This is a genomic window from Streptomyces sp. NPDC001816 (genome assembly GCF_042892235.1).
In the GTDB taxonomy this organism is placed as follows: Bacteria; Actinomycetota; Actinomycetes; order Streptomycetales; family Streptomycetaceae; genus Streptomyces.
Genome location: NZ_JBIATY010000006.1, coordinates 187060 through 212045 on the forward strand (window position 1 = coordinate 187060; position 24986 = coordinate 212045).

Annotated in this window: 24 protein-coding genes and 2 tRNA genes; 17 read left to right on the top strand and 9 right to left on the bottom strand. The window is 72.3% G+C overall.

From position 1 onward, the window contains the following. Positions 1–231 precede the first annotated feature (231 nt). The 14 genes from ACFYZZ_RS22635 (at position 232) to ACFYZZ_RS22700 (ending at position 10651) form a co-directional block, all read left to right on the top strand. Positions 232–495: a DUF6284 family protein gene (locus ACFYZZ_RS22635; RefSeq protein WP_389178731.1), complete on the top strand. Its 264-nt coding sequence runs from the start codon at positions 232–234 to the stop codon at positions 493–495. Continuing rightward, a complete protein-coding gene (locus ACFYZZ_RS22640) occupies positions 492–662 on the top strand; it encodes a hypothetical protein (protein WP_389178734.1) in 171 nt (56 codons plus the stop codon). Before ACFYZZ_RS22635 ends, ACFYZZ_RS22640 begins: the two co-directional genes overlap by 4 nt. Continuing rightward, the gene (locus ACFYZZ_RS22645; protein ID WP_389178737.1) at positions 659–1519 is read left to right on the top strand and encodes a protein spdB; all 861 of its coding nucleotides are present in this window, start codon (positions 659–661) and stop codon (positions 1517–1519) included. The genes ACFYZZ_RS22640 and ACFYZZ_RS22645 overlap by 4 nt, the downstream gene beginning before the upstream one ends. Next, positions 1516–1878, top strand: coding sequence for an RRQRL motif-containing zinc-binding protein (locus ACFYZZ_RS22650; protein WP_389178740.1), 363 nt, complete (start codon positions 1516–1518; stop codon positions 1876–1878). Before ACFYZZ_RS22645 ends, ACFYZZ_RS22650 begins: the two co-directional genes overlap by 4 nt. A gap of 13 nt (positions 1879–1891) precedes the next feature. Then, positions 1892–2209, top strand: coding sequence for a hypothetical protein (locus ACFYZZ_RS22655; protein ID WP_389178743.1), 318 nt, complete (start codon positions 1892–1894; stop codon positions 2207–2209). Between the two features lie 2 nt (positions 2210–2211). Beyond that, positions 2212–2511 carry a hypothetical protein gene (locus ACFYZZ_RS22660; RefSeq protein WP_389178746.1) on the top strand — a complete coding sequence of 100 codons (300 nt, stop codon included), beginning with the start codon at positions 2212–2214 and terminating at the stop codon, positions 2509–2511. Positions 2512–2609: 98 nt separating this feature from the next. Then, a complete protein-coding gene (locus ACFYZZ_RS22665; RefSeq protein WP_389178749.1) occupies positions 2610–4724 on the top strand; it encodes an ATP-binding protein in 2115 nt (704 codons plus the stop codon). Between the two features lie 207 nt (positions 4725–4931). Continuing rightward, positions 4932–5396: a hypothetical protein gene (locus ACFYZZ_RS22670; protein WP_389178752.1), complete on the top strand. Its 465-nt coding sequence runs from the start codon at positions 4932–4934 to the stop codon at positions 5394–5396. An 85-nt stretch (positions 5397–5481) separates the two neighbouring features. Next, positions 5482–6222: a DNA methylase gene (locus ACFYZZ_RS22675; protein WP_389179760.1), complete on the top strand. Its 741-nt coding sequence runs from the start codon at positions 5482–5484 to the stop codon at positions 6220–6222. Next, the gene (locus ACFYZZ_RS22680) at positions 6219–7142 is read left to right on the top strand and encodes a bifunctional DNA primase/polymerase (protein WP_389178755.1); all 924 of its coding nucleotides are present in this window, start codon (positions 6219–6221) and stop codon (positions 7140–7142) included. The genes ACFYZZ_RS22675 and ACFYZZ_RS22680 overlap by 4 nt, the downstream gene beginning before the upstream one ends. A gap of 80 nt (positions 7143–7222) precedes the next feature. Continuing rightward, positions 7223–7564 (top strand): hypothetical protein, encoded by a 342-nt coding sequence (locus ACFYZZ_RS22685; protein ID WP_389178758.1) that lies wholly within the window; start codon positions 7223–7225, stop codon positions 7562–7564. After that, positions 7561–8931 (top strand): phage/plasmid primase, P4 family, encoded by a 1371-nt coding sequence (locus tag ACFYZZ_RS22690; RefSeq protein WP_389178761.1) that lies wholly within the window; start codon positions 7561–7563, stop codon positions 8929–8931. The genes ACFYZZ_RS22685 and ACFYZZ_RS22690 overlap by 4 nt, the downstream gene beginning before the upstream one ends. Before the next feature lie 239 nt (positions 8932–9170). After that, on the top strand, positions 9171–9368 hold the full coding sequence (locus ACFYZZ_RS22695) for a helix-turn-helix domain-containing protein (protein WP_389178764.1): 198 nt from the start codon (positions 9171–9173) through the stop codon (positions 9366–9368). Next, the gene (locus ACFYZZ_RS22700; RefSeq protein ID WP_389178766.1) at positions 9368–10651 is read left to right on the top strand and encodes a tyrosine-type recombinase/integrase; all 1284 of its coding nucleotides are present in this window, start codon (positions 9368–9370) and stop codon (positions 10649–10651) included. Before ACFYZZ_RS22695 ends, ACFYZZ_RS22700 begins: the two co-directional genes overlap by 1 nt. An 83-nt stretch (positions 10652–10734) precedes the next feature. Here the strand turns inward: ACFYZZ_RS22700 and ACFYZZ_RS22705 are convergent. Continuing rightward, positions 10735–10807: transfer RNA gene (locus tag ACFYZZ_RS22705), tRNA-Arg, on the bottom strand. Positions 10808–11043: 236 nt separating this feature from the next. Continuing rightward, positions 11044–11134 (bottom strand) — tRNA-Ser (locus ACFYZZ_RS22710). Positions 11135–11317: 183 nt separating this feature from the next. Here ACFYZZ_RS22710 and ACFYZZ_RS22715 point away from each other — a divergent pair. Further along, positions 11318–11887 (top strand): SSI family serine proteinase inhibitor, encoded by a 570-nt coding sequence (locus ACFYZZ_RS22715; RefSeq protein WP_389178769.1) that lies wholly within the window; start codon positions 11318–11320, stop codon positions 11885–11887. 264 nt (positions 11888–12151) lie between these two features. Then, entirely contained in the window at positions 12152–16798 is a 4647-nt protein-coding gene (locus ACFYZZ_RS22720) for a PAS domain-containing protein (RefSeq protein ID WP_389178772.1), read from the top strand. Positions 16799–16820: 22 nt separating this feature from the next. On the opposite strand, the gene ACFYZZ_RS22725 is transcribed toward ACFYZZ_RS22720, so the two are convergent. Next, on the bottom strand, positions 16821–17405 hold the full coding sequence (locus ACFYZZ_RS22725; protein WP_389178775.1) for a TetR family transcriptional regulator: 585 nt from the start codon (positions 17403–17405) through the stop codon (positions 16821–16823). 126 nt (positions 17406–17531) lie between these two features. Here ACFYZZ_RS22725 and ACFYZZ_RS22730 point away from each other — a divergent pair, with 126 nt between their 5' ends. Next, a complete protein-coding gene (locus ACFYZZ_RS22730; RefSeq protein WP_389178781.1) occupies positions 17532–18740 on the top strand; it encodes an MFS transporter in 1209 nt (402 codons plus the stop codon). A 108-nt stretch (positions 18741–18848) separates the two neighbouring features. Here the strand turns inward: ACFYZZ_RS22730 and ACFYZZ_RS22735 are convergent, their stop codons facing one another. The 6 genes from ACFYZZ_RS22735 to ACFYZZ_RS22760 form a co-directional block, all read right to left on the bottom strand. Continuing rightward, positions 18849–20504, bottom strand: coding sequence for a long-chain fatty acid--CoA ligase (locus ACFYZZ_RS22735; RefSeq protein WP_389178785.1), 1656 nt, complete (start codon positions 20502–20504; stop codon positions 18849–18851). Between the two features lie 115 nt (positions 20505–20619). Next, complete coding sequence (locus ACFYZZ_RS22740) at positions 20620–21177, bottom strand: SigE family RNA polymerase sigma factor (RefSeq protein ID WP_389178788.1); 558 nt, start codon at positions 21175–21177, stop codon at positions 20620–20622. 149 nt (positions 21178–21326) lie between these two features. After that, on the bottom strand, positions 21327–22493 hold the full coding sequence (locus ACFYZZ_RS22745; protein ID WP_389178791.1) for a lipid-transfer protein: 1167 nt from the start codon (positions 22491–22493) through the stop codon (positions 21327–21329). Beyond that, positions 22490–22933 carry a MaoC family dehydratase gene (locus ACFYZZ_RS22750; protein ID WP_389178794.1) on the bottom strand — a complete coding sequence of 148 codons (444 nt, stop codon included), beginning with the start codon at positions 22931–22933 and terminating at the stop codon, positions 22490–22492. Before ACFYZZ_RS22750 ends, ACFYZZ_RS22745 begins: the two co-directional genes overlap by 4 nt. Further along, a complete protein-coding gene (locus ACFYZZ_RS22755) occupies positions 22923–24062 on the bottom strand; it encodes an acyl-CoA dehydrogenase family protein (RefSeq protein WP_389178797.1) in 1140 nt (379 codons plus the stop codon). Before ACFYZZ_RS22755 ends, ACFYZZ_RS22750 begins: the two co-directional genes overlap by 11 nt. 1 nt (position 24063) lies before the next feature. Beyond that, positions 24064–24984: a bifunctional MaoC family dehydratase N-terminal/OB-fold nucleic acid binding domain-containing protein gene (locus tag ACFYZZ_RS22760; RefSeq protein ID WP_389179762.1), complete on the bottom strand. Its 921-nt coding sequence runs from the start codon at positions 24982–24984 to the stop codon at positions 24064–24066. Between the last annotated feature and the right edge of the window lie 2 nt (positions 24985–24986).

A 24986-nucleotide genomic window follows, 5' to 3' on the forward strand; every position in this document is an offset into this window, starting at 1 on the left:
CGATTCCCGGCTCGGGACTGGTGCTCCGTGGCAACGGCGCACCGGTGAAGCCCGGTCTCGCTTCTTCCTGGCTTCGCAGTGTCGATCGCTGCGGCTGGCTGCCTCCGCTGCTCGTCTCGCACGAGCAGCGCTGAGGGGAGCCGGATGTTCCGACTTCAACGGCGCGCACCCCCGGAGCGGCAACTCCGGGGGTGCTGTTCGGGCCGTTCCTGTGTGAGAGGAACCTGACCCATGGAGCACATCGGTGCTGCTCAGGCGGTTGTTACCGTCGACGACTTCGACCGCGAGCCGACGTTCGCGGAGCTGAACGCGATCGAGCTGGAGTCTCCGCTGATCCTGGCGGAGGTCGACCTCCTCGACGCGCAGATCATGACCCTTGACCGCACCCCGAACGAGGTGGACCAGCAGCGCATCCGCCGGGCTCGCAACCGGGTGTTGGCCGCCCGGTGCGCGCTGGCCAACCGCACCACCAATGCGACGGGGGGCGCGGCATGACACGCATCCGCAGGGCGCTTCTGCGCCTGCTCGACCGCCTCTTCCCTGTGCAGGACTACGACCCGCTCCCGGTCGTGCCGGACTACGGGGACGACGAGGAATGGTCCGGCGGCGGGTTCATCTGGGAGCCCGGCGACCTCGACGACGACGAGGGGGCCGGCCGATGAAGGCCAAGACCGTGCTGCCCGCCGTTGCGATGACGGCGGTGTCCATGGTCCTCACCCTGGCCGTGGTCGTGATGTGGCTGGGCACGGCCGTGCCGTGGCCCGTCGCGCTGGTCGTCGGTCTCGGGATCGACGGCGGATGGCTGGCCACCCTCGCCTACGAACGCCGCCTGGCCTCTCAGGGCGACCACAGCCACGTGGTGACCGGCGTCGGCTGGTGCTTCGGCATGCTGGCGGCTGGCGTCCTGGTGACGCACGCACTCACCGCCGGAAGCTCTGCCGGCGCATGGCTGGCCGTGGCGTGGCTGCCGATCGCAGCCAAGGCTCTGTGGCTGGTGCACGGGCTGTGGGAGCGGACCGCACTCACCCCGGCGGCACTGGACGCCATCCGGGGCATCCAACAGACGGCCCGCGACGAAGCGGCCGTCGCCCGTGCCCGGCTGCGGGCGGAAGCCTCCAGCGAGGAGACCCGCCTTGCGGCCGTGACGGGGGCCGGGGCCCGCGTCGCACGCGTCCAGGCCAAGACCGCACAGACCCTCGCGGGAGCGTGGTCGACGCTGGAGACGGCGCGGGCAGGCGAGGAGACCAGCAGGGCGCTGGCCAGCGTGACGGCCAGCGTCACGCCCGGTGTCACGCCCCGCTGGGAACTGCCGGTCTGGGGCCCTATGGAGCCGGTTGCCGCGCTCCCGCCCGGGGGACCGGCGCTCACCGATGAGGCGCTGGACGCGCTGGTCGACGAGATCCGCCACAGCGAAGAACCGGCCCTGTCCTACCGGGAGATGGCCGCGCGCTTCCGGGCGGCCGGCCACTCCGCATCCGAGGTCCGCCTGCGCGCCGCATGGAAGCGCGTGGTGGCGTGAGCGTCCGGTTCTGGGATCCGGACGGCGCCACGTACGGCATCCCCACCTACCCGCTCCACATGGCCCCGGACGGGATGGCCACGCGCCGACAGCTGCGGGCGCGGGGGCTTCGGCCGGGCGGTCAGCAGGTGGCGGCGCAGTTGATGTGGCGCTACCCGCGCGGCATCGCCGTCGCCTACCTCTACCGCCTCGACCTGGCCAAGCCCGTCCGCCCGATGACCCCCGGCCGGTGGCGGGCGCACGAAGCGATGATGCGCCCCCGCCGGATCTGCCCCGAGTGCGGCAAGGACGTGGGCTACGTCATCCGCACCTCCCTCGGTACCTGCGAACCCTGCGATCCCACCCGCACGGCCGCCTGACAGAAGGACTGACATGGGCAAGCCCGAGACCCGTCGCCTGGACAAGGCGATACAGCAGACCAACCGCAAGCTCGACGCCGTCAGGAACCGCGAGACGTGGCCACTGGACGGCCGGGAGCGGCGCGCGGTGCTGTCCGCGCTGGCCTCCGGCTCCTACCGCATCGTCCGGGGCAACAGCCCCGCCCGCGCGGAACGGAACCTGGACACCGCGTGGCAGTCGGCCGAGACCCGCCTGATCACGGAACTCGCCGCCCTGCGGGCCGAGCGGCAGCGCGTCGTGCGCGAGGCCGCCGCCGAGCGGGCCGCGAAGAAGTCCTCCGGCTGGTGGTGAGCATGGAGACCCGCTGTCCCGCCGCCCACCCGGACGACCCGACCCCCTGCACCGGCCCGATAGCCGTGACCGTGCTCGACACCATCAACGCCGGGGCCGACGGCTGTGAGCACCACGCCGCCCGGCTGCTGGCCTCCCTCGACGGCGGACGCGTCTACGCCCTGCCCGACGCCCCGCCTGGCGCCGCCCTGCGCGTGTTCACGGCCGCCGACGGCATCCGCCCGTTCTGCTGGCTCGACGGCCCGCGCATCGACCCGTCCCAGCTCAGCCACGCCGAGAATCGCGCCCGGCACAGCCGCTGAACCGCGCGAAACCCCGCCCGCGCTCGTGCCGGGCGGGGCCACCGACTTCCTCCTCAACATTCCGGCCCCTGCTCGGGCCAGTCAGGAGTCTTCCCGTCATGAGCGGCAATGTCGTTCACCTGCACAAGGACACCGACCCCCCGGCCGAAGCATCCGCCGTGACCACGCTGACCGTGGTCCCCGATCCGCCGACCGCGCCGACCGCGCCGCTGTGGGTGCGCTCCGGCCGCGCCATCAAGACCGCCATCACCCACGACACCACCAAGACGACCGCCCGCACGGTCGCCCGGCACTCCCTCTACGTCGCCGGCGGCGCCCGGATCGTGGGCCGCCGTGCCTGGGACGGCCGTACTGCCGCCCGCTACGAGCGCTACATGCGCACGGCGGAAACCGCGGGGAACTTCGAGGCGGCCGCCGAGTGGGAGGAGCGCGGGCAGCGCTACCGCGAGGCCCGCCACCGCCGCCGCATGGACCTGCTGCACTCCCCGGTCGACGCGGCCAAGGGCGCGCTGGTCACCACCGGTATGGGCATCGGCGGACTGGTCCTGCTCGGCATCGCCATGGCCGTTGCCACCAAGGACGCGACCGACGTCGTCACCCCGCTGATGGCGGTCATCAAGTTCATCAACCTGATGATCACCATCGTGCGCGTGGTTTGGGGACCGGCCATCACGATCGGCCCGTTCCTGGCCCTGCTCGCGCTGTGGGCGGTCGGCAGCAAGCAGCAGGCCGCGCCGCACTGGGCGCTTCCTGCCAACGTCCGCAACGGTGAGGGCGAACCCATCACCCCGTCGATCGTGGTCAAGGCCCTGCGCGACCTGGGGGTGCCCACGCTGCGCAAGGCCATCACGGAGATGGGCGACGCCGGCGCGTCGATGCTGTCCCCGATCGTCATCGCCGGATGCGGCGTCGAGGTCGACGTCACGCTCCCGTCGGGGGTGTCGACCAACGAGGTGCAGGGCAAGCGGCGCAAGCTCGCCGAGAACCTGTCCCGGCACGAGCACGAGGTGTTCATCACCATCCCGACCGCCGCCCGCACCGTCCGGCTGTGGGTCGCCGACTCCGGCGCCCTGGACGAGCCGATCGGCCCGTCCCCGCTGGTCACCGACGAGTCGATGACCGCCGACTACGCCAAGGGCCGCGCCCCCTGGGGTCAGGACCTGCGTGGCGATGCGGCGGCGCTGAGCGTGTATCAGCGGCACCTGCTCATTACGGGTCTGTCGAACCAGGGCAAGACGGCCGCGCTGCGGGCGATCGCTCTGTGGCTGGCGCTGGACCGGTCGGTGGAGTTCTGGCTGGGCGACCTCAAGGGCGCCGGCGACTGGAACATGTTCGACGGACTCGCCACCCGACTGATCCAGGGCCCCACCGACGAACACGTCATCCAGGTCACCGAGATGGCCGAAGATGCCGTCGAGGAGATGAACCGCCGCCTTCAGGCGCCGCCCGGTACCGAGTTCCCACCGCTGATCGTCATCGTGGACGAAGCACAGGTCGCGTTCATGTGCCCGGTCAAGGACGAGGACAAGCGCCCCTACGGCGGCTCCAGCTCCAACTCCCGGTACTTCATGGCCGCCCGCAAGATCCACAACCAGGGTCGTGCGGTCAACGTGCTGCTGTTCCAGGGCACGCAGGACCCCACCGACCAGAACCTTCCCAAGCTCGTGCGCGAGGGCGCCCACACCCGCGCCTCCCTCGCACTGGGCACGGAGTCGCAGGCCCGCATGGCCCTCGGAGACAAGGCCGTGGACGGCGGCGCGGCCCCGAACCTGCTGCGCCCGGGGCTGGACAAGGGAACCCTGGTCGTCGCCTCCGACGGGATCGAGATCCCGAAGGGGCAGTCGTCCATCACGGTGCGCACGCACTACATCAGCACCGACGACGCGAAGGTGATCGCACAGCGGGCCAAGGCACTGCGCGACGGCATCACCACCCTGCACGTCATCGAGCGGGGCGAGGACCGCGACCCGCTCGCCGACATCGCGAGCGTCCTCGGCGACGCGGCCCGGGTGCGGACCAAGGACGTCCTCAGCCGACTCGCCGCACTCAACACCGACGCCTACGGCGGCTGGTCCTTCCTCGACCTCACCCGCGTCCTGGACGGCACCGGAGCCGAGCCGTACAAGTCCGACGGCGTCATGGTCATCAGCCGCGACCGCCTCGCCCGCGCCCTCGCCAACCGCGACGACGACAGTTCCGCTTCCACCTCCTGAACCAGGGAGGAACACCCCGCGCGGGCCAGGGAGCCAGGGAGAACTCCCTGAACCCCTCCCTGGCCCGCCTCCCTGGCCATGACCTGCGCAGATGATCCATCAGGGAGTCAGGGAGGCGCGCAGGTCAGCACCCCTGAAACGCCCTCCACACGGCACCCTCAAGGGGGTGCCTCCGCCTCCCTGACCGAGCACCGGAAGGGATTCCGCATGCACCCTGAACCGACCCGCAACGGGCCCACCGGACGGGCCGTCGAGGTCCACCAGCCCACCCCGATCACCCCCGCCGCCGTCATGCGGGCCCCGGTCGTGCCGGTGCAGCCGGGCAGCGTCCCGGCGGTCGCGAGCATCGTGTTGCCCGACGGCCGCGTGGTCACCGGCTACGCCATCAGCCCCCTGCAGCCCGAACCGGTCGCGGTCAAGCCGCCCGTGTCCCGCGCGGCAGTGAATGTCGCCCTCGGGGGCGTCGGGTTCCTCGCGGTGTGCGGCGGGCTGCTCCTGCTCACCTCGTTCATCACCGCCCTGACCGCACTGATCACCCAGCTCATCGTCCTAGCCGCCGTCGTCTTCGGCGGCTGGATCGCCGTCCAGGTCTTCACCGCCAAGGGGCACCAGGGCGGGACCACGGTCAACATCCGCAAGGCCATCTTCAAGCGCAACCACTTCCACGGCTAGCTACGCCAAGGGCGGCCCCCTCACGCCAATGAATCGGGCCGCCCTGACCAACCAGCACCCCATCAAGGAACTGGAGACACCCAGCATGACCCAACCCACCGACAACGGGCGAGCGTTCACGCTGGACCGGCCGTTACGGATCCTGGACGCCTACTGCTGCATCGGCGGCGCCACCGAGGGCTACCGGCGCGCCTTCCCCGGCTGCCACATCACCGGCGTGGACATCGAACCGCAGCCGGACTACCCGGGCGACGCCTTCCACCAGGGCGACGCGGTGGAGTTCATCCGCGCCCACGGCCACGGGTTCGACTTCATCCACGCGTCCTGCCCGTGCCAGGGAGAGGGCGCTCCCACGAAGGGCACCAACAAGGCGCGCAACGCCGCGATCGGCCGCACCTACCCCCGGCTCATCGCGCCGACCCGGGCCGCGCTGGAGGCGACGGGCCGGCCGTACGCGATCGAGAACGTGGCCGGCAGTGAGGTCCGCAAGGACATCCGCCTGTGCGGCGAACAGTTCGGCCTCACCGTGCTCATGCACCGCTACTTCGAACTCGGCCGCTGGACGGCTGTACAGCCCCCGCACCCCAAGCACCGGGGCAGGGTCCGCGGGTGGCGGCACGGCGAGTACCACGACGGCCCCTACGTCGCCGCCTACGGCAAGGGCGGCGGCAAGGCCACCACGGAGGAGATCCGTGCCGCCAAGGGCATCGACTGGTCCACCGACCACTTCCGCCTGCGCGAGGCACTGCCCCCGGCCTACACCGAATGGATCGGCCGAGCCTTCCTCACCGACCGGCTCACGGTAGGCCTGGGGGTGGCGGCGTGAGCACCCTCGCAAGCACCGACCTCACGCGACTGGGTCTGCTGGCATGGGCGACACAGGCCACCCAGCGTGGTTGGCACGTCATCCCGCTCCGCCCCGGCGACAAGCGGCCAGCCGGTCACGCCGAGAAGTACTGCCCCGGCACCGGCCGCTGCACGGACGGGCACAAGACGCCGGAGCAGCGCGCCACCACCGACACCGAGTTGCTAATCGCCGCGTGGGCGCAGCAGCCCTACAACGTCGGCATCGCCTCCGGCCCGTCCGGGCTGCTGGTGGTGGACCTGGACACGCTCAAGCCCCAAGAGCGAGAAGGAACGCCTGACGGCGTCACCAACTTCAAGGCGCTCTGCGAGCGCGCCGGGCAGGAAGAACCCGACACCTACCGCGTGCGGACCGCGCGCGGTGGCCAGCATCTGTACTTCACACAGCCGCCCGGCGTCCGGCTGCACTCCACCGCCGGACGGCTCGCGAAGAAGATCGACACACGGGGCTGGGGCGGGTACGTCGTCGCCCCCGGCAGCACCACCCCCGACGGCACCTACAGCGTCCTGGACGACCGGGAACCAGCCCCACTGCCCGACTGGCTCCATGAGGCTCTGAAACCCCGCCAACGGCCCGCTCAGGGCGGCGTGGTGGCCATCACCACCCGCGCGAGCGGGTACGCCGCAGCAGCGCTGCGGAACGAGGCGAACAACGTGGCCACGGCCGCCGACGGAAACCGCAACGCCACCCTTCTCCGGGCCGCCCGCGCCCTGGGGCGGCTGATCACGTCCGGCGACCTCACCCGGTCCGAGGTCGAGGAGGCTCTTAGTAGGGCGGCGGCGGGCAACGCCACACAGTCCCAGCACTACTACGACGACGTGATCCGCCGTGGGCTCGACTGGTCCATCACCCACAACACCGCCTGCGGGAGGGCGGCATGAGGGATCCCGCCTCTTCTAAGAGCCTCCTGGACCCCACCGACCGCCCGCAGACCGCTCCACAGCCTGTGGACACGGCGGCCGTGGGCGGGCCGACGGTCGCCGCCCGTAAGGGCGTCCTTTCTGTTCTTCACTCTGACCGCTTCCGGTCCGACGAGGCACGCCACGGCACGGAAGCCCCGACGCCGGACCGGCCCGGTATCCGCATCTACGCGCCACCGGTCTACCGCCATCACTGGGACGGGGCCCGCTGGTCCAAGCGCTACGGCGACACCCCCAGCGCCGCCTACGCCTGCACCTGCGGGCAGGCCAGCGCTGCCACCGGACAGCACTCCGTGGCCGCCCTGGTCGCCGAGTACGAGGCGCACAAGCACTCCTGCACTGGGGCGCCCGCCCCGCACATCGAAGGGAGGAACGCCGCATGACCGGCATGGAAGGGCTGCCCGCACCCTCCAACCCGCTCGCAGTCGCCCGCCGCTTGCTGCCCGACTGGCAGACCGAGAACGGACAGCTCATGTGCCGGCGCTGGCGCGGTTCGTGGATGCGCTGGAACGGCACCTGCTGGCGCGAGATCGACGAAGCCCAGGTGCGCGCCCACATGTACGAGCGTCTTGAGCACGTGGTCTACCAGGCGCCCGGCAAGGACGGACAGACCGAGGAACGCGAGTGGGCCCCGACCAAGCAGAAGATCAGCAATCTCCTGGACGCGCTCGGGGCGATCACGCTCCTGCCCACCGACACCGACGCCCCCGCTTGGCTGGGTGGCGAGCAGGACGGTGGGCCGATCGTGGCGTGTGAGAACGGGCTGCTCAGGATCCGTGACAGGGCGCTGCTGCCGCACACGCCCGGTTTCTTCAACCTCGTGTCCGTCCCCTTCGCCTACGACCCCGCCGCCACGGCGCCGACCTGGGAGCGCTTCCTATCCCAGATCTGGCCCGACGACGCAGACGCGATCACCGCACTACAGGAGTGGTTCGGCTACGTCCTGTCCGGCCGCACCGACCTACAGAAAATCCTGCTGATCGTGGGTCCCTCCCGCTCCGGCAAGGGCACCATCGCGCGGGTACTGAAGGCACTGGTCGGCAAGGAGAACCTTGCCGGGCCCACGTTGGCTGGCCTGGGCACGAACTTCGGACTGGCCACCCTGATCGGCAAATCGCTGGCGGTCATCTCCGACGCCCGGTTGTCCGGCAACGACAACAGTCAGGTGGTGGAGCGGCTGTTGACCATCTCCGGTGACGACACGATCGACGTGGACCGCAAGTACCGCGAGCAGTGGACCGGCAAGCTGCCGTCCCGGCTAATGATCCTGTCCAACGAGCTGCCGCACTTCGGCGACTCCTCAGGCGTCATCGCGAACCGGTTCATCCTGCTCAGCATGCGGGTGTCGTGGCTGGGCAAGGAAGATCCCACCCTCACCGACCGCCTCACCGCCGAGATGCCCGGCATCCTCAACTGGGCCCTGGAAGGACTGGCGCGCCTGCAGCGCACCGGCCGGCTCACGGAGCCTGCCTCCAGCCGTGAGGCGGTCACGACGATACGGGACACCGCATCGCCCACCAGCGCGTTCGTCCGTGAGCGCTGCAGCACCGGGCCGACGTGCACCGTTGCCGTGGACGACCTGTGGGCGGTCTGGCGGGAGTGGGCCGAGGACAACGGCGTACGGGCCGGTACGAAACAGCTCTTCGGCCGCAACCTCTTGTCCGTGATCCCCCAGCTCAACCGCACTCGCCCTCGCGCCCCCTCGGGCGAGCGGATCGCCACCTATAACGGGATCGCCCTCACCGGTTGAGCCCACTATCCGCCGGGTCGCGGCCCATCGCGGCCCACCACGCCTGAGCTGCGGTTTTCCCGCCCTCCATCATCGGCCCATCGCGGCCCACCCCCTGATCGGGTTGGGCCGCGATGGGCCGCACACGACCGCCACAAAGATGCAGGTCACAGGCTTGGGCCGCGATGGGCCGCGACCCGCAGCACTGTGACGTCAACCGCACCCCGCCCGGTCCTCCCACCCCGAGGAGAGATCACCGCATGACCACCGCCCTGCCCCCGAGCCCCGAGGCGCTCAAGGTCCCCGAGGTCATGACCGCCCTGCGCCTCAGCCGCAGCAAGGTCTACGACCTTATCCGCTCGAAGCAGCTCGAAAGCTTCACGGCCGGCCGTGCACGACGCGTCCCGGTCGACGCCGTACGCCGTTACATGCAGAACCGCATCGAGGAGACCGACTGATGGCCAAGCGTCGTGCCAACGGCGAAGGAACGATCACCAAGCGGGCGGACGGCCGTTACCAGGCTGCTGCCTACGTCTACCGCCCTGACGGGACCCGCACCAGGAAGTTCGTCTACGGCAAGACACGGCAGGAAGTGGCCGAGAAGCTAACGCAGTTGCAGGAGAAGACCCGTCAAGGCATTCCGGCCGCCGAGTCCACCATGGCGTTCGGCGACTACCTCACCTACTGGCTCGCCACCATCGCGCCGCAGCGGCTCAAGCCGTCCACGCTGAACAGCTACGAGGGTCTGACCCGTCTGTACCTCCGGCCCGCTCTCGGCAAGAAGCGGCTCAACCGGTTGTCGCCGGCAGATGTGCGCCGGTTCCTCGCGGAGTTCAAGGACGCCTGCCTCTGCTGCCTGCGGGGCGCGGACGCTGAACGCCCGGAGGGCAAGCGCTCGTGCTGCGCCGTGGGCCGCTGCTGCGAGCGTCGCCCCTCCGCCCGAACCGTCCAGTACATCCATGCCGTCCTCCGGTCCTCGCTTCAGCAGGCGATCCGAGAGGAGCTGATCGCACGGAACGTCGCGCGGATCGTGGAGACCCCCACTGTTACCCGCAAGGAGGTGCGTCCGCTGGACGCCGCAGAGGCTCGCCTCATGCTCAAGACCGCCCGCTCCCACCGCCTCTACGCGCTGTGGCTGCTGCTCGTGTCCACAGGCCTGCGGCGGGGCGAGGCGCTCGCCCTCACCTGGGCGGATGTCGATCTCACGAACGGTCAGCTCCGTGTCCGCCGGAACGTCCAGCGCATCCGGCGTGAGCTGATCTTCGGCAGTCCCAAGACCATGCGCTCCATCCGTACGGTGTCCCTCCCGAAGCACTGCATGCGGGCACTCGTGCACCATCGAGCCCAGCAGGAGCGGGAACGCAAGGTGGCGGGGAAGAGGTGGCAGCCGACACCGGGGCAGCCGGACGGGCTGATCTTCACCACAACGACCGGTCGCGTCACGGACCCCCGCAGCCTGAACCGGATGCTGACCATCCTGTGTCGGGATGCCGGCGTACGACGGGTGCGGGTGCACGACCTCCGGCACACGTGCGCGTCGCTCCTACTGGCCCAGGGCGTGGACGCTCGCACGATCATGGAAACGCTCGGGCACAGCACGATCACGATGACGCTGGACACCTACGCGCACGTGATGAGTACGACGCTCAAGGCCGCCGCCGACCGGATGGACGACGCGCTCGGACTGGATGAGTCGAAAGAGGAAGCCGACGGCGAACAGGAGCCGCACGCCGAGGAGTGATCAGCGGCGCTTCGGGGCGCGTTGATGTCAGCCGTTGATGTCAAAAGCCCTCCGGGATGATCCCGAAGGGCTTTTGACCTGTGTGCACTCGGCAGGATTCGAACCTGCAACCTTCTGATCCGTAGTCAGATGCTCTATCCGTTAAGCTACGAGTGCTTGTTTTTCGTCTTCGCTCCCGGCCCTTTTGACCCGCTCGCGGCGACAGGAAGAACATTACATGACTGCCGCCGTCATGTGAAATCCGATTCGCATACCCGTTGTGACCTGCGGAAACGTGGATCAGGCGGGGATGGCGAGGATGGGGAAGATCCTCGGGTGGCTGGGGAGCAGCCGAGGAACACCCCGGGAACGCCGAAGCCCCGGTCCTGGGGACCGGGGCTTCGGGATCGGTGCGGAGGCGGAGGGATTTGAACCCTCGATGGGCTTTAAGGCCCAAACCGCATTAGCAGTGCGGCGCCATAGACCGGACTAGGCGACGCCTCCAGCACAACCACTCGCGCGAGCGCGCGATTGGTGCGTGCAGATGATGACACAGTCGAGCGGGGTGTCACCAATCGGCTCCCACGGTACTAGGCGCGGGGGCCGCAGGGCAAAGGGCTTCGCCCGGCGGGGCGGCAGGCCCGGGGCCTGGCGCAACGTCCGGGGCGCGTGAGCGTTGGGCAGGGCATGGTCTCTGTCCTGTCGGTCGTCCCGCGGGGCGCACTGGCGGTGCCCCGCACTGCCGCCGCCTCGGTCTCGCTCTCGGTCCTGTCACTGGTCGGATTGGTCGGCCTGGTCGGCCTGGCCGCCGTACCCGCCGCCGCTGCCGCGTCCACCACGCCCGCCACGCCCGCCCTGCCCCCGCCCGTGCGGCCCGAGGACCGGGGTGGTGATCACCTCACCGTCGTCGTGGAGCACGCCGGCGCGGGGCGGGACGGGACGTACGAGGTGTCCTGTCACCCCGGGGCCGGGAATCACCCGGACGTGGCGGGGGCCTGCCGGGTGCTCGACTCGAACACGCGCTGGGGGCGGGACACCTTCGCCCCGGTGGCCTCCGGCGGCAGCTGCACCATGCTCTACGGCGGCCCGGCCACCGCCCACGTCACCGGCACCTGGGCCGGACGCCCGGTCGACGCCTCGTACGACCGCAGCGACGGGTGCGAGATCGGGCGGTGGGACCGAATGGTGCCCCTGCTGCCGAGGGTCGGTTCGGCTTCGGGTTCCGCTTCGGGTCCGTCCTCGGATTCGCCTCAGTAGGGGCTTCGGTGCTTCTCATGTGTTTCTTGGCGGAATCACCGGCCTCGTAAAGGTCCCGCGAAGGTCCTGGGGAGCCGGGGCCGGAACCGGGGCGCCCGCCGGGCATACGGTCACATGTTCGCCGTCACTTCCCCGTGCGACCTCCCTCTCATCCGGCGTCGCGAGCGCAACCCGTGCCCTTAGACTCCCTCGCGTGACACGCTGCGGGCCGGTTGGCAAGATGGCCCGAGCGGTCGGAAAGCGGTAACAGGGAGGAAGCGTCTCGTGAGCAGCAGGCCATCCCGAGGCGCTGCTCGCCTCGCAGCCATACTCGACGCGCTGCCCGACGCGTTGGTGCTGGTCAACGCCAACGGAACCGTCGTCAACGCCAACACCATCGCCCTGGAGGCCTTCGAGGCCCCGGGCACCGCCCTCGTCGGGCGCGGGCTGCTCGATCTGCTGCCGCAGTTCGACTCCCGACTCATCCCCGGCTCCATGCGGCGCCCCGATCACATGGATCCGCACGGCCGGACCAAGCCCACGCGGATGATCGCGCGGCGGACCGACGGGTCCGAGTTCCCGGTCGAGGTCACGAGCGCGAACCTGGAGAACGGGCAGCAGGCGTACGACGGTTACGGCTACACCGGCGACGAGCTGCTCATGATCGTCGTCCGGGACCTGTCCGGGACCGTGGACACCGAGGCCGAGCTGGCCCGCTCGCAGCGGCAGACCGAGATGATCCTGCGGGCCGCGGCCGAGGGCGTCGTGGGCACGGACACCGACGGGCGGATCGTGCTCGTCAATCCGGCCGCCGCCCAGATACTGGGCTACCGGGCCGGTGAGCTGGGCGGCAAGGAGCTGCACACCCTCGTGCTGCACTCCCGCCCCGACGGCTCCCCCTTCCCGTACGAGGAGTCTCCGCTCGCCGACACCCTGCGCTCCGGGCGCAAGCACCGGGTGCGCGGGCAGGTGCTGTGGTCCAAGGGCGACAAGAAGGTCGCCGTCGACCTGACCACCGCCCCCGTGCGCGACGGCGACCAGCTCGTCGGCGCCGTCATGACCTTCACGGACCGACGGCCGTACGACGCCCTCGCCGAGGAGAAGGAGGCGCAGGAGAAGGCGCACGCCGAGAAGCTGGAGCAGCTTTCCGAGGAACACGCCTCCGACCTGACCGCGCTGCGCCAGAAGCACGTCACCGAGGTCGACGAACTGCGCGAACAGCACGAGGAGGCGCTGGCGGCCGGCGAGGAGCGGTACGCCGCGCTCGCCGAGCGGGAGAAGGACCGGTACGAGGCCCTCTCCGTGCGGTACGAGCAGCTGCTGACGCTGCTCGGGCAGTCCCTGCGCGGACCGCTGGACGAGCTGCGGCGCGAGCTGGCCGCCCTGGCCGCGGACGACGCCGGGCAGCTGTGGCCCGAGGCCAACCAGGTGCTGCACCACCTCTCGGCAGGCTACTCACGCATCACCACCCTCATCGACAACGTCCTCGGCTACCAGCGGCTGGACGCGGGCACCGAGGACATCACCCGTACGAAGGTGATGCTCGACGCCGTCGTCGCCGCCGGTGTGGACGGGGCCGTCGAGCTGATCGGGCCGGGCCGCGTCCAGTTCGCCGTGCACGCGCCGCCCATCGAGGCCGAGGTCGACCCGCAGCGGCTCGCCACCGCGCTCGCGCATCTCGTCGCGGACGTGGCGGGCGTCGACGCCACCGGCAACACGCCCGTGTCCGCGGGCGGTTACCTGGACAACACCGTGGTGGTCGCGGCCGCGCAGCGCGGTGAGGTCGCGCGTATCGAGGTGCGCGGGCCGTACGCCGGGGGAGACCCGGTGCACGAGCCGATGGTGCGCGGGATCGTCCGGGCGCACGGCGGTGTGCTGCAGACGCACGAGGTGCCGGGCATGAGCGGCAGCGCGTACGTCCTCGAAGTGCCGCTCGGCGGTGGCGCCGGTGCGGTCGCCGCGCAGGCCGCGGGCCCCGAGGACACCGCTGCCGACACTGCCGGAACCACCGAGCAGAGCACCGGCGGCGGGCGGCGGCGGGCCCGGCGGGCCTCCACGGACGCCTTCCTGGAGAGCGACACCCCCGCCGAGTCCGTTGAGTCCGCTGAGTCCGGTGGCGGCGATACGGAGGCGCGCGTGCCGACCGGGCGGCGCCGCAGGCGTGCGGCGGCCGCCGTCGAAGCGGCTCCTCCGGTCGCCGGCGAAGCTGCGGAGACCGCGTCCGGCGGGACCGGGCGGCGGCGCGGACGGCCCGCCGAAACGGACACCGGTACGGACTCCGGTACCGCACAGGACGGTGTGTCCGAGGGTGCTGTGGTGACCGCAGCCGAGCATGCCGCGGGCACCGCCGCCACGGGCAGCGGACTCGGCGGCACCGTGCCGCCGCAGGGCGTGCCCGCGCCCACGGGCCGCCGAGCCCGGCGGGACTCCGGCGCACCGCAGGCCGCCCTGCCGCCCGCGCTTCCCGCAGCCGGTGGCGAGCCCGCGCAGCCCGTTCCGGCCCAGGCGGCCGCGGACGGGCAGCCGACCGGGCGGCGCCGGCGTGCGCTGGCCGCCGCAGCGGAGCGGGCCGCCGCGCAGGAGGCGGGGGCCCGTACGGTCTTCGCGCTGCCCCCGGCCGAGGCCGATCGCTCACCCGAGTCCGCCGACGCGGCGGCCGGTGTGGGGGCGGCCGTGGCTCCGGGTGCGGATGCCCAGGTCCCGGGTCAGGTACGGGGAGCCGCGGAGGGAGTTCCCGGCGACGACGGCCGGCATGACGCCGTACCGCTCGACCAGGCCGAGGACCACACCCCGCCCCAGGCGCACCCCACGACCGCCCCGACGGGCCGCCGTCGACGGGCCGTGGCCCATCCGGGCGAGCCCACGGAGACGGCTGCCCCGGTGGCCGCTGCCGCTCCCGGCGCCCCTGGCCAGGCCGTTCCGGCGCTCCCGGCTCAGGCGACTGCCGTACCGGCGGCTCCCGGGCAGCTGGTGCAGCCGGTGCAGCCCGGCCAGGTTCCGCAGGCTGCTCAGGTCGCCGCGGGTCAGCCGACCCCGGGGCGCGGAATTCCGGCGCAGGGTACGGGCGCGCCGACGGGGGCTGCGGGTGGGTCCGGCGTCGCCGCTCCGACCGGTGTCGCGACGCCGGCTGGTGTCACGGCGCCACCTGGGGTCACGGCGCCACCTGGTGCCGTAGCTCAGCCCGGCATGGCAGCTCAGCCCGGCGTGGCAGTCCAGGCCGCCCCCGGGCAGCCGGTGGCCGTGCCCAACGCCGCCGTGCCCGCGCAGGGCACCGTCGGTCAGGGCGTACCGGTTCCGCCGGGACAGCCGGTTCCGGCGCAGACGGCGTCCGGCCGGCCCGTGCCCGCCCAGGTGGCACCCGGCCAGCCGGTTCCGGCACAGCTGGCACCCGCACAGCCGTTGCCTGCCCAGCCCGTGCCCGCTCAGTCGGCACCCGCTCAGCCCGTAGCGGCGCAGGCGCAGGCTCCCCAGGCCCAGCAGCCCTCCGCCGCCCCCGTCCCGACAGCACAGACCACCCCGCCCGCCGGTACCCCGGCCGCGCCCCAGCCCGGTCGACCGCTTCCGGCGGAGGCGGCTCCCGGTCAGGTGCCGGCAGGCCAGGGTACGCCGACGCCGGCCGCAGGCACCCCCGCGGCCGCCGTCCCCCAGCAGTGGCCCGGTGCCGACGACACCTCCGGTGCGGGTGTCCCGGCAGCGCAGACCGCCACCCCGGCACCCGGCACCCCGCTCCCGCCGGAGCACACCGGTGTCCAGCGAGCGGCGGCTCAGCCCCTGCCCGCCGAGGCCGCGGGGCCCGCGGTCGACCCCAACTCCACCCAGGGCCGGGCGATCAGTGTCCGCACGCTGGGGCAGGGCGTGCCGTTCGCGCGGCAGGCCCTGCAGGTGCAGCAGTCGACGGCGACGCCGCCCCCGCACGCGCCGGGCGGTTCCGGCCGCCGGCGGAAGCTGGGCACGCCGCCCGACCCGGCCGCGCGCCAGGAGCCGCAGCCGGAGCAGGCGGCCCGTCCGCATCCGCCGGCCGAACCGGTGCCCGCGCAGCCCTCGCTCGCGGGGCAGTCCCGGCTCGCCCCGGCCACCGAGGGTGCCGGTCGGTCGTACGCCATAGGCGCCCCGGACGCGAACGCGGCCGAGGGACCCGAGCCGCTGGACGGACCCGGTGGAGCGATCGAGGTCGCGGACATGCCGCGGCCGCAGCCGATGGACGACGAGCTGCCCCCGGAGCCGCTGGACAACCCGCGCCGGCTGCTGGTGTGGCCCGCGCCGGACGTGACGACCCAGCAGGCGCTGAGCGACCGTGGCTACCGGCCGGTCATCGTGCACTCCCGCGAGGAGGTCGACGCGCAGATCGCGGCTTTCCCGGCCGCGCTGTTCGTGGACCCGCTGACCGGGCCGATCACCCGTACCGCGCTGCAGTCGCTGCGCCAGGCGGCGGTCGCGGCCGAGGTGCCGGTGCTGGTCACGGCCGGGCTCGGGCAGGCGACGCGCGAGGCGGCGTACGGCGCCGATCCGGCCGTACTCCTGAAGGCGCTGGCGCCGCGGGACAGCGAGCAGCATCCGCCGCGGGTGCTGCTGATCGAGGAGCACGCGGAGATCGCGCTGGCGCTGACGTCGACGCTGGAGCGGCGTGGGATGCAGGTGGCGCGGGCCGCGAGCGACAACGACGCGGTGACGCTGGCGGGGCAGCTCAGGCCGAACCTCGTGGTGATGGACCTGATGCAGGTGCACCGGCGGCAGTCCGGGATCATCGACTGGCTGCGCGCGAACGGGCAGCTCAACCGCACCCCGCTGGTCGTCTACACCGCCGCCGTCGATCCGGCCGACCTGCCGCGGCTGGCCTCGGGCGAGACGGTGCTGTTCCTCGCGGAGCGGTCCACCAGCGACGAGGTGCAGAGCCGGATCGTGGACCTGCTGGCGCGGATCGGGGTCAACTAGCCCGACTCGTCGGGCGCCGGGGTCAGCGTGCGACCAGCCGACGGGCCGCCTCTCTGATCGAGGCGCGCAGGCGGTCCCGGTCGGTGTCCTCGGCGCCCACCACGATGCGGCGCATCTGGGGGACGACGGCGGCCCAGTTGGCCAGGGCGATGAGCAGGAAGAGCAGGTCGCGGGCCGGGATGGCGTCGGTGATCACGCCCCGTTCCTGGCCGTCCCGCAGCGCGTCGATCTTCGTGCGGTAGTGCTCCTGGCGCTCGCTCTCGTCGGGCAGTTCGGCGTTCGCGCCGTACTCCAGGCCCTCCCAGAAGAGCAGGCGCAGGACCTCGGGGTGGGCGGCGTGGTAGTCGATCACGCGGTCGACCCAGCCCTCGATGTCATCGGGGTCGACGGGGACGGCGACGGCGAGGTCGAGCATCGACTTCTCCAGGACCTGCGTGAACAGCTCCGCCTTGTTGCCGAAGTAGGCGTAGATCAGCTGCTTGTTGGCCTTGGCCGCAGCGGCGATGCGGTCGATGCGGGCGCCCGCGATGCCGTGCCGGGCGAACTCGGCGACCGCCGCCTCGAAGATACGGGCCCTGGTGGCCTCGGGGTCCCTGACTGCTGCCATGCGAGCAGGGTACCGCTCTTGTAACCAACCGTTTGGTTGACAGGGAATTCCGAGAAGGTGCACCCTGTTGAGGCATCCAACCAACCAGTTAGTTGTGAGAGTCGGCTCGAAGGAGTAGCTCCGCCCATGCCGTCAGCGACCAGCACCACCCACCGGGCACCCGAGGTCCGGGTCCCCGCCCCGGAAAAGCCCGCCTCCGGGCAGCTCTTCCTCCTGCTCATCGCCGTCTGCACCGCCGTCACGGCCGCCAACATCTACCTCGCGGCTCCGCTGTTCCCCCTGATCGCCCACGACTTCGGCACGGTCCCCTCGGCCGTCACCTGGATCGCCTCGGTCGCCCAGTTCGGCTACGCGGCCGGCCTGCTCTTCTTCGCCCCGCTCGGCGACCGCGTCAACCGGCGCCCGCTGGTCGCCCTGCTCTCGGTGGCCACGGCCGCCGCGCTGGGGCTCGGCGCGGCCGCGCCCGGCACCGCTGCCCTCGCGGTCGCCGTCTTCGTCGCCGCGGCGGCGACCGTCGTCCCGCAGCTGCTCGTCCCGCTGGTCGCCGAGCGGGCCCCCGCCCACCACCGTGCCCGCCATGTCGCGGCGGTCATCGCCGGACTGTTCACCGGCATCGTCGGCGCCCGGGTGGTCGGCGGACTCGCCGGGCAGGCCTTCGGCTGGCGCTGGGTGTTCGCCGGGTCCGGCGCGCTGACCCTCGTCCTGGGTCTGGCCACGGCGCTGGCGCTGCCGTCCGAGCGGCGCCCCCGCACGGGAGCGCTGTTCTCGGGCATCGCCGAGCTGCCCGGACTCGTCCGCCGCTCGCCCGACCTGTGGCGGGCGTGCATACGCCAGGCCGGGATGTTCGGCGCCTGGAGCGCCCTGTGGACCTCGCTCGCCCTGCTGCTGACCGGCCCGGCGTACGGCCTGTCCACCGCGACCGCCGGTCTGTTCGGCCTCTTCGGCCTCACGGCCACCGCGGTGGCCCCGCTCGCGGGCGGCCTGGTCGACCGCTTCGGCGCCGCGAAGGTCGTACGGTCCTCGTATCTGCTCGCGGCCGTCTCCGTGCCGCTGTTCTGGCTCGGCGGGCAGGTGCTGGCCGCGCTGTTCGTGGCCGCCGTCGCGATCCACGCCGCCCTGGTCGCCTCCCATGTCGCCAACCAGACGCTGGCTCTGACGACCACCTCCGCCCCGGCCACCGCCAACACCGCCTACGTCGTCGCCGGCTTCACCGGGGGCGCCCTCGCCTCGACCCTGGCGGGCCTGGCCTTCAGCCACTGGGGCTGGGGCGGGGTCAGCGCGGTGGCGGGGGTGTGGCTGGTGCTGGGGTGGGCGACCACGGCGGTACGGCGCTGAGGCCCGCGCCTGCCGTACGGCCGCCCACCACTGTTCCGGTCAGGAGCCGGTGACGTCCCTGGTCAGAGGCCGGTGACGTGCTCGGCCAGAGGCCGGTGACGTCCCCGGTCAGAGGCTGGTGACGTCCAGCTCTCCCTCCGCGTACCGCCGGCGCAGCACCTTCTTGTCGAACTTGCCCACGCTCGTCTTCGGCACCGCCTCGACGATCGTCCAGCGCTCGGGGAGCTGCCACCTGGCGATCTTCCCCTCCTCGGCGAGGAAGGTGCGGAGGGTCTCGAAGTCGACGGAGGAGCCCTCCTTGAGGACGACCGTGGCCAGCGGGCGCTCGCCCCACTTGTCGTCGGGTACGGCGACCACGGCGGCCTCGGCGACATCCGGGTGGGCCATCAGCGCGTTCTCCAGCTCGACCGAGGAGATCCACTCGCCGCCGGACTTGATGACGTCCTTGGCGCGGTCGGTGAGGGTGAGGAAACCGTCGGGGGAGATGGTGCCGACGTCGCCGGTCTTCAGCCAGCCGTCCTCGCTGAACTTGTCGGCGGGGCGCAGCGGTTCGGCGTCGGGGCCGTTGTAGTAGGCGCCCGCGATCCAGGGGCCGCGCACCTCCAGCTCGCCCGCCGACTCGCCGTCCCAGGGCAGGCGCTCGCCGCCGGGTCCGGTGAGGCGGCCCTCGACGCCGGCCGGGAAGCGGCCCTGGGTGAGGCGGTAGGCGAACTCCTCCTCCGTGCCGACCGCGTGGGCCGGCGGACGGGACACCGTGCCGAGCGGGGAGGTCTCCGTCATGCCCCAGGCGTGGCAGACCCGCATGCCGAGCTTGTCGAAGGCCGTCATCAGGGCGGGCGGACAGGCGGCGCCGCCGATGGTGACCTGGCCGAGGGAGGAGACGTCCCGGGGGCAGGCGGTGAGTTCGGCGAGCAGGCCCTGCCAGATGGTGGGGACGGCGGCCGCGTGCGTCGGCCGCTCCCGTTCGATCATCTCGGCGAGCGGGGCGGGCTGCAGGAAGCGGTCCGGCATCAGCAGGTTGACGCCGGTCATGAAGGTGGCGTGCGGCAGGCCCCAGGCGTTGACGTGGAACTGGGGAACCACGACCAGCGAGGTGTCCTGGTCGGTCAGGCCCATCGACTGGGTCATGTTCACCTGCATGGAGTGCAGGTAGATCGAACGGTGGCTGTACACCACGCCCTTGGGGTCGCCGGTCGTGCCGGACGTGTAGCACATCGCGGCGGCCCGGCGCTCGTCCAGCTCGGGCCAGTCGTAGCCGGTGGACCGGCCGGCGATCAGCTCCTCGTACTCGTGCACCCGCGCGGTGGCGCCCTGGAGCGGGGAACGGTCACCGGGTCCCGAGACGACGATGTGCTCCACCGTCGGCAGCTTGGCCAGCAGCGGTGCGACCAGCGGGATCAGCGAGCCGTTGACGATGATCACGCGGTCGGCGGCGTGGTTGACGATCCACACCAGCTGCTCGGCCGGGAGGCGGAGGTTGAGGGTGTGCAGGACCGCGCCCATGGAGGGAATCGCGAAGTAGGCCTCGACGTGCTCGGCGTTGTTCCACATCAGCGTCGCGACCCGGTCGTCGCCCTGGACGCCGAGCTCGTCCCGCAGGGCGTGCGCCAGCTGGGCCGCGCGGGCGCCGATCTCGGCGAAGGTACGGCGCTGCGGCTCGCCCTCGCCGGTCCAGGTGCTCACCCGCGACGATCCGTGGACCGTCGCCCCGTGGGTCAGGATCCTCGAGATCAGCAGCGGTACGTCCTGCATGGTGCTCAGCACGGCGTCCTCCATGGCGACATTGCCTACGCGGGAGTAGAGGTTGCGCTGATTCTGCGCACATACCGCTCGGTATGTCACTAGGGGGAGCGAAACTGAGGCCTGGAGAAACCGAGGCCTAGCGCACCAGTCCCAGCTCGGGATCCTCGCGCAGCTTGCCCAGGGCCCGGGAAACCGCCGACTTCACCGTGCCCACCGAGACCCCGAGCACCTCGGCCGTCTGGGCCTCACTGAGGTCCTCGTAATACCTGAGGACGACCATCGCCCGCTGCCGCGCGGGCAGCTTGGTGATCGCCCGCCACATGGCGTCGTGCAGCGCCTGCCGCTCGGCCGGGTCGTCCTCGCCGGGTACGGGCTCCGGCTCGGGCAGCTCGTCGCAGACGTACTCGTCCACTCTGCGCTTGCGCCACTGCGAGGTCCGCGTGTTCAGCAGGGCCCGGCGCACATAGCCGTCCAGCGCCCGGTGGTCCTCGATCCGCTCCCACGCCACGTAGGTCTTGGTGAGCGCGGTCTGCAGCAGGTCCTCGGCGTCGCTCGGGTTCGCGGTCAGCGAGCGCGCGGTACGCAGCAGGACCGGCTGGCGGGCCCGCACGTACGAGGAGAACGACGGGTAAGCGTGGGTCTGCCGCGCTGGTGCGGCGGCGGCCGAGGCGCTGGTGCAGACGGGTGTGGTCATGGCTCCACGCTAGGAGCGGACCGCACTCCGGCGGATCGGCCCCAGGTCCCGAAGCAGCGTCCCCCTCAGGTTGTAGGGGTGGGGCTGCCTACACCTCCTGAAGGTGGACTGCGGGGTGACCGTCTCTGCGGGTTCACCCCTGGGGACCCTCATCCGTCGGCCGCCAGGACCAGCCCCGACGTCGGCACCCCGGTGCCGGCCGTCACCAGGGTCCGGGCCGCCCCCGGTATCTGGTTCACCGCCGTGCCCCGCAGCTGGCGCACCGCTTCCGCCACGCCGTTCATCCCGTGCAGATAGGCCTCCCCGAGCTGGCCCCCGTGCGTGTTGATCGGCAGCCGCTCCTCGGCCACGAGACCAGGCGCCTCCCCCTTCCCGCAGAACCCGAACTCCTCCAGCTGCATCAGCACGAACGGTGTGAAGTGGTCGTACAGGATCCCCACGTCGATGTCGGCCGGGTCCAGTCCCGACGTCCGCCACAGCTGGCGGGCCACCACGCCCATCTCCGGCAGGCCGGTCAGGTCGTCCCGGTAGAAGCTCGTCATCTGCTCCTGCGCCCGGCCGGCGCCCTGGGCGGCCGCCGCGATCACGGCGGGCGGATGCGGCAGGTCCCGGGCCCGCTCCAGGGACGTCACCACCAGGGCCTGGCCGCCGTCGGTCTCCTGACAGCAGTCCAGCAGCCTGAGCGGCTCCACGATCCAGCGGGAGGCGGTGTGGTCGGCGAGGGTGATGGGGCGGCCGTGGAAGTAGGCCGCCGGGTTCGTCGCCGCGTACTTCCGGTCCACCACGGCCACGTGCCCGAACGCCTCGGGGGTCAGCCCGTAGGTGTGCAGATACCGCTGGGCCGCCATCGCCACCCAGGAGGCCGGGGTGAGCAGCCCGAACGGCAGCGCCCAGCCGAGTGCCACGCCCTCCGCCGACGGCTCCCGGTGCTGCACGCCCGCGCCGAATCTGCGGCCCGACCGCTCGTTGAAGGCCCGGTAGCAGACCACCACCTCGGCCACGCCGGTCGCCACCGCGAGCGCCGCCTGCTGGACGGTCGCGCAGGCCGCCCCGCCGCCGTAGTGGACACGGGAGAAGAAGGACAGCTCACCCATCCCGCAGGCCTGGGCCACGGTGATCTCCGGGCTGGTGTCCATCGTGAACGTCACCAGACCGTCCACGTCCGCCGGGCTGAGCCCCGCGTCGTCCAGCGCGGCCCCCACCGCCTCCACCGCCAGCCGCAGCTCACTGCGGCCGGAGTCCTTGGAGAACTCGGTGGCCCCGATGCCGACGATCGCCGCCCGGCCGCCGAGGGAGTCCCGGCTGCGCACGCTCATGACGCGGCCTGCCCGTCCGACGCGTCGGGCGGCGCCGGGACGCTGACCGTCACCGTGCCGGTCACATGCCGGCCGATGGCGTTGGCCCCGACCACGCGCACCGTCGCCGTGTCGCCGTCGACCTCCTCGACCCTGCCCGTCAGCACCATCGTGTCCCCCGGATAGTTGGGCGCCCCCAGCCTGATGGCGACCTTGCGGAGCACCGCCGAGGGGCCGAAGTGGTCCGTGATGTACCTGCCGACCAGCCCGTTCGTCGTCAGGATGTTCATGAAGACGTCGGGGGAGCCCTTCCGCCGGGCCAGCTCCGCGTCGTGGTGCACGTCCTGGTAGTCCCGGGAGGCGATCGCCCCGGCCACGATCAGCGTGCGGGTGATCGGAATCTCCAGCGGCGCCAGCTCCGCGCCCGCCACCGGCCACGGTGCCCGCGTCTCACTCCCCATGGGCGATCAACTCCCCTAGTTCCTGCAGCACTTCGGCCCCGCATCCCAGGTGGGCGTCCAGCTGCCGCCCCCACAGGAAGTGCCGGTGCACCGGATGGTCGAGGTCGGCTCCGGCCCCGCCGTGCAGATGCTGGCCGGTGTGGACGACCCGCTGCCCCGCCTCCGAGGCCCACCAGGCGGCGGTCAGCGCGTGCGTGGCGTACGGCAGCCCCGCGTCCCGCCGCCAGGCGGCCTCGTACGCCGTCACCCGTATCGCCTCGGTGTCCATGTGGGCGTCGGCGGCTCGGAGTTGGACGGCCTGCCGGGTGGCGAGCGGGCGCCCGAACTGCTCCCTGGTGTTCGTGTGCGCCACCGCCCGCGCCAGCGACCCGGCGCACACCCCGGCCTGAAGCCCGGCGAAGGCGGTGCGGGCGGTGGCGAGGACGTCGGCACAGGCGTCGGCGCCCGGGCCGCCCAGGGCCTGTCGCGAAGGTCCCGTCGTCCGCCCGAAGGGCGGGCCCGGCGGCGTCCGGTGCGTGCGTGCCGGGCGTCGCCGGGCAGGCGGGACTTTCGCGGCAGGCCCCAGGGGTTCCGCCGGGGCACGGTCGAGGGTGAGACGGGCCGCGGACCAGGGCGCCGTCAGCTCCACCGGCGTGATCCCGGTGCCCTCGCCGAGCGGGGCCAGCCACAGCTGCCGGTCGGCGTCGGCGACCAGGACGTGGGTGGCGTCCCTCAGCCAGGGGACGACGGGGACGGAGCCGGTCAGCTCGCCTCGCGCGGCGGCCCGCACACCTCCCTGTGCGGGAAGCGCGCCGGCGACCACCACCGAGCCGTCCTCGATGCCCGGCAGCAGCCGCTCCCGCTGCTCGGGCGTGCCGTGGGAGGCGACCGCCAGGAGGCCGTACACGCATGTCGCCGCGTAGGGCACCTGGGCCGTCGTACGCCCCTGTTCCTCCAGGAGCAGCACGAGCCCGAGCAGGCCCAGCTCGGTCACGGCGCCGACCAGGCCGGCCGTGCACAGGGCCTTGAACAGCTCGGGGTCGCTGCCGGTGCCGGCGGCCCTCAGCCGCTCGTGGGTGGCGAGGTCGCCGAAGATCCGTGCGGCCAGGTCACGGGCCTCGGCCTGGGCCTCGGTGGGCGTGAAGTCCATGTCACCCCTCGCCTTCGGCGACCCGGAAGACCGGCAGGACCAGTACGCCCTCCGCGGCGCCCTCGTCCTCGTAGGACATGAACTCCACCCGGACCGGCAGGCCGATGCGCACCTTGTCGTACGGCACCCCCACCACGTTGCTCACCATCCGCACGCCCTCGGCGAGTTCGATCAGGCCGACCGCGTAGGGAGGCTCGAAGGCCGGGAAGGGAGGGTGGTGCATCACCACGTACGAGTAGACCGTGCCCGCGCCGCTCGCCTCGACCGTGTCCCAGTCCGGGCAGCCGCAGGCGTTGCACCCGGGCAGCCAGGGGTGGCGCAGGGTGCCGCAGCCCGTGCAGCGCTGGATCAGGAGCCGGCGTTCGGCCACGCCCTCCCAGAAGCCGGCGTTGTCCCGGTTGACCACCGGGCGGGGGCGCCGGGGGCGCTCGGCCGGGGGTGTGCGCCGGGCCGGGGCGTACTTGAGGATGCGGAAGCGGTGGGTGCCGGCGAGTTCGCCGTCCACCCGTACGTCCATGCGGGTCGTGACGAAGTACCCCGTGCCCAGCTTCGTCGCCTTGCGGTCGGAGACCGACTCGATCACCGCGTCGAAGGTGACCTCGTCGCCCGGGCGCAGGGGCCGTAGGTACTCCTGCTCGCAGTCGGTGGCCACCACCGACGTACAGCCCGACTCGTCCAGCAGGGCGAGGAGTTCGTCGTAGGCACCGGTGCGGCCCTCGTGACCGGAGAGGCCGCCCATCGTCCACGCCTGGAGCATGGTGGGCGGGGCTATGGCGTCGGGTCCGCGGTACGCCGGGCTGGTGTCGCCCATCGCCTCGCACCAGTGCCGGATCATCGGCGCGTTCACCGGGTCCCTGCCCACCCCGGCGACGGCGGCCGGCCGGCCCTCGTACGCCTTGAGCCGCCTGCCCACCTCGTCCATCC

Coding starts and splice junctions, on each gene's coding strand:
- ACFYZZ_RS22635 (WP_389178731.1), top strand. CDS start 232: ATGGAGCACATCGGTGCTGCTCAGGCGGTTGTTACCGTCGACGACTTC.
- ACFYZZ_RS22640 (WP_389178734.1), top strand. CDS start 492: ATGACACGCATCCGCAGGGCGCTTCTGCGCCTGCTCGACCGCCTCTTC.
- ACFYZZ_RS22645 (WP_389178737.1), top strand. CDS start 659: ATGAAGGCCAAGACCGTGCTGCCCGCCGTTGCGATGACGGCGGTGTCC.
- ACFYZZ_RS22655 (WP_389178743.1), top strand. CDS start 1,892: ATGGGCAAGCCCGAGACCCGTCGCCTGGACAAGGCGATACAGCAGACC.
- ACFYZZ_RS22660 (WP_389178746.1), top strand. CDS start 2,212: ATGGAGACCCGCTGTCCCGCCGCCCACCCGGACGACCCGACCCCCTGC.
- ACFYZZ_RS22665 (WP_389178749.1), top strand. CDS start 2,610: ATGAGCGGCAATGTCGTTCACCTGCACAAGGACACCGACCCCCCGGCC.
- ACFYZZ_RS22670 (WP_389178752.1), top strand. CDS start 4,932: ATGCACCCTGAACCGACCCGCAACGGGCCCACCGGACGGGCCGTCGAG.
- ACFYZZ_RS22675 (WP_389179760.1), top strand. CDS start 5,482: ATGACCCAACCCACCGACAACGGGCGAGCGTTCACGCTGGACCGGCCG.
- ACFYZZ_RS22690 (WP_389178761.1), top strand. CDS start 7,561: ATGACCGGCATGGAAGGGCTGCCCGCACCCTCCAACCCGCTCGCAGTC.
- ACFYZZ_RS22695 (WP_389178764.1), top strand. CDS start 9,171: ATGACCACCGCCCTGCCCCCGAGCCCCGAGGCGCTCAAGGTCCCCGAG.
- ACFYZZ_RS22700 (WP_389178766.1), top strand. CDS start 9,368: ATGGCCAAGCGTCGTGCCAACGGCGAAGGAACGATCACCAAGCGGGCG.
- ACFYZZ_RS22715 (WP_389178769.1), top strand. CDS start 11,318: ATGGTCTCTGTCCTGTCGGTCGTCCCGCGGGGCGCACTGGCGGTGCCC.
- ACFYZZ_RS22725 (WP_389178775.1), bottom strand. CDS start 17,405: ATGGCAGCAGTCAGGGACCCCGAGGCCACCAGGGCCCGTATCTTCGAG.
- ACFYZZ_RS22730 (WP_389178781.1), top strand. CDS start 17,532: ATGCCGTCAGCGACCAGCACCACCCACCGGGCACCCGAGGTCCGGGTC.
- ACFYZZ_RS22740 (WP_389178788.1), bottom strand. CDS start 21,177: ATGACCACACCCGTCTGCACCAGCGCCTCGGCCGCCGCCGCACCAGCG.
- ACFYZZ_RS22745 (WP_389178791.1), bottom strand. CDS start 22,493: ATGAGCGTGCGCAGCCGGGACTCCCTCGGCGGCCGGGCGGCGATCGTC.
- ACFYZZ_RS22750 (WP_389178794.1), bottom strand. CDS start 22,933: ATGGGGAGTGAGACGCGGGCACCGTGGCCGGTGGCGGGCGCGGAGCTG.
- ACFYZZ_RS22755 (WP_389178797.1), bottom strand. CDS start 24,062: ATGGACTTCACGCCCACCGAGGCCCAGGCCGAGGCCCGTGACCTGGCC.
- ACFYZZ_RS22760 (WP_389179762.1), bottom strand. CDS start 24,984: ATGGACGAGGTGGGCAGGCGGCTCAAGGCGTACGAGGGCCGGCCGGCC.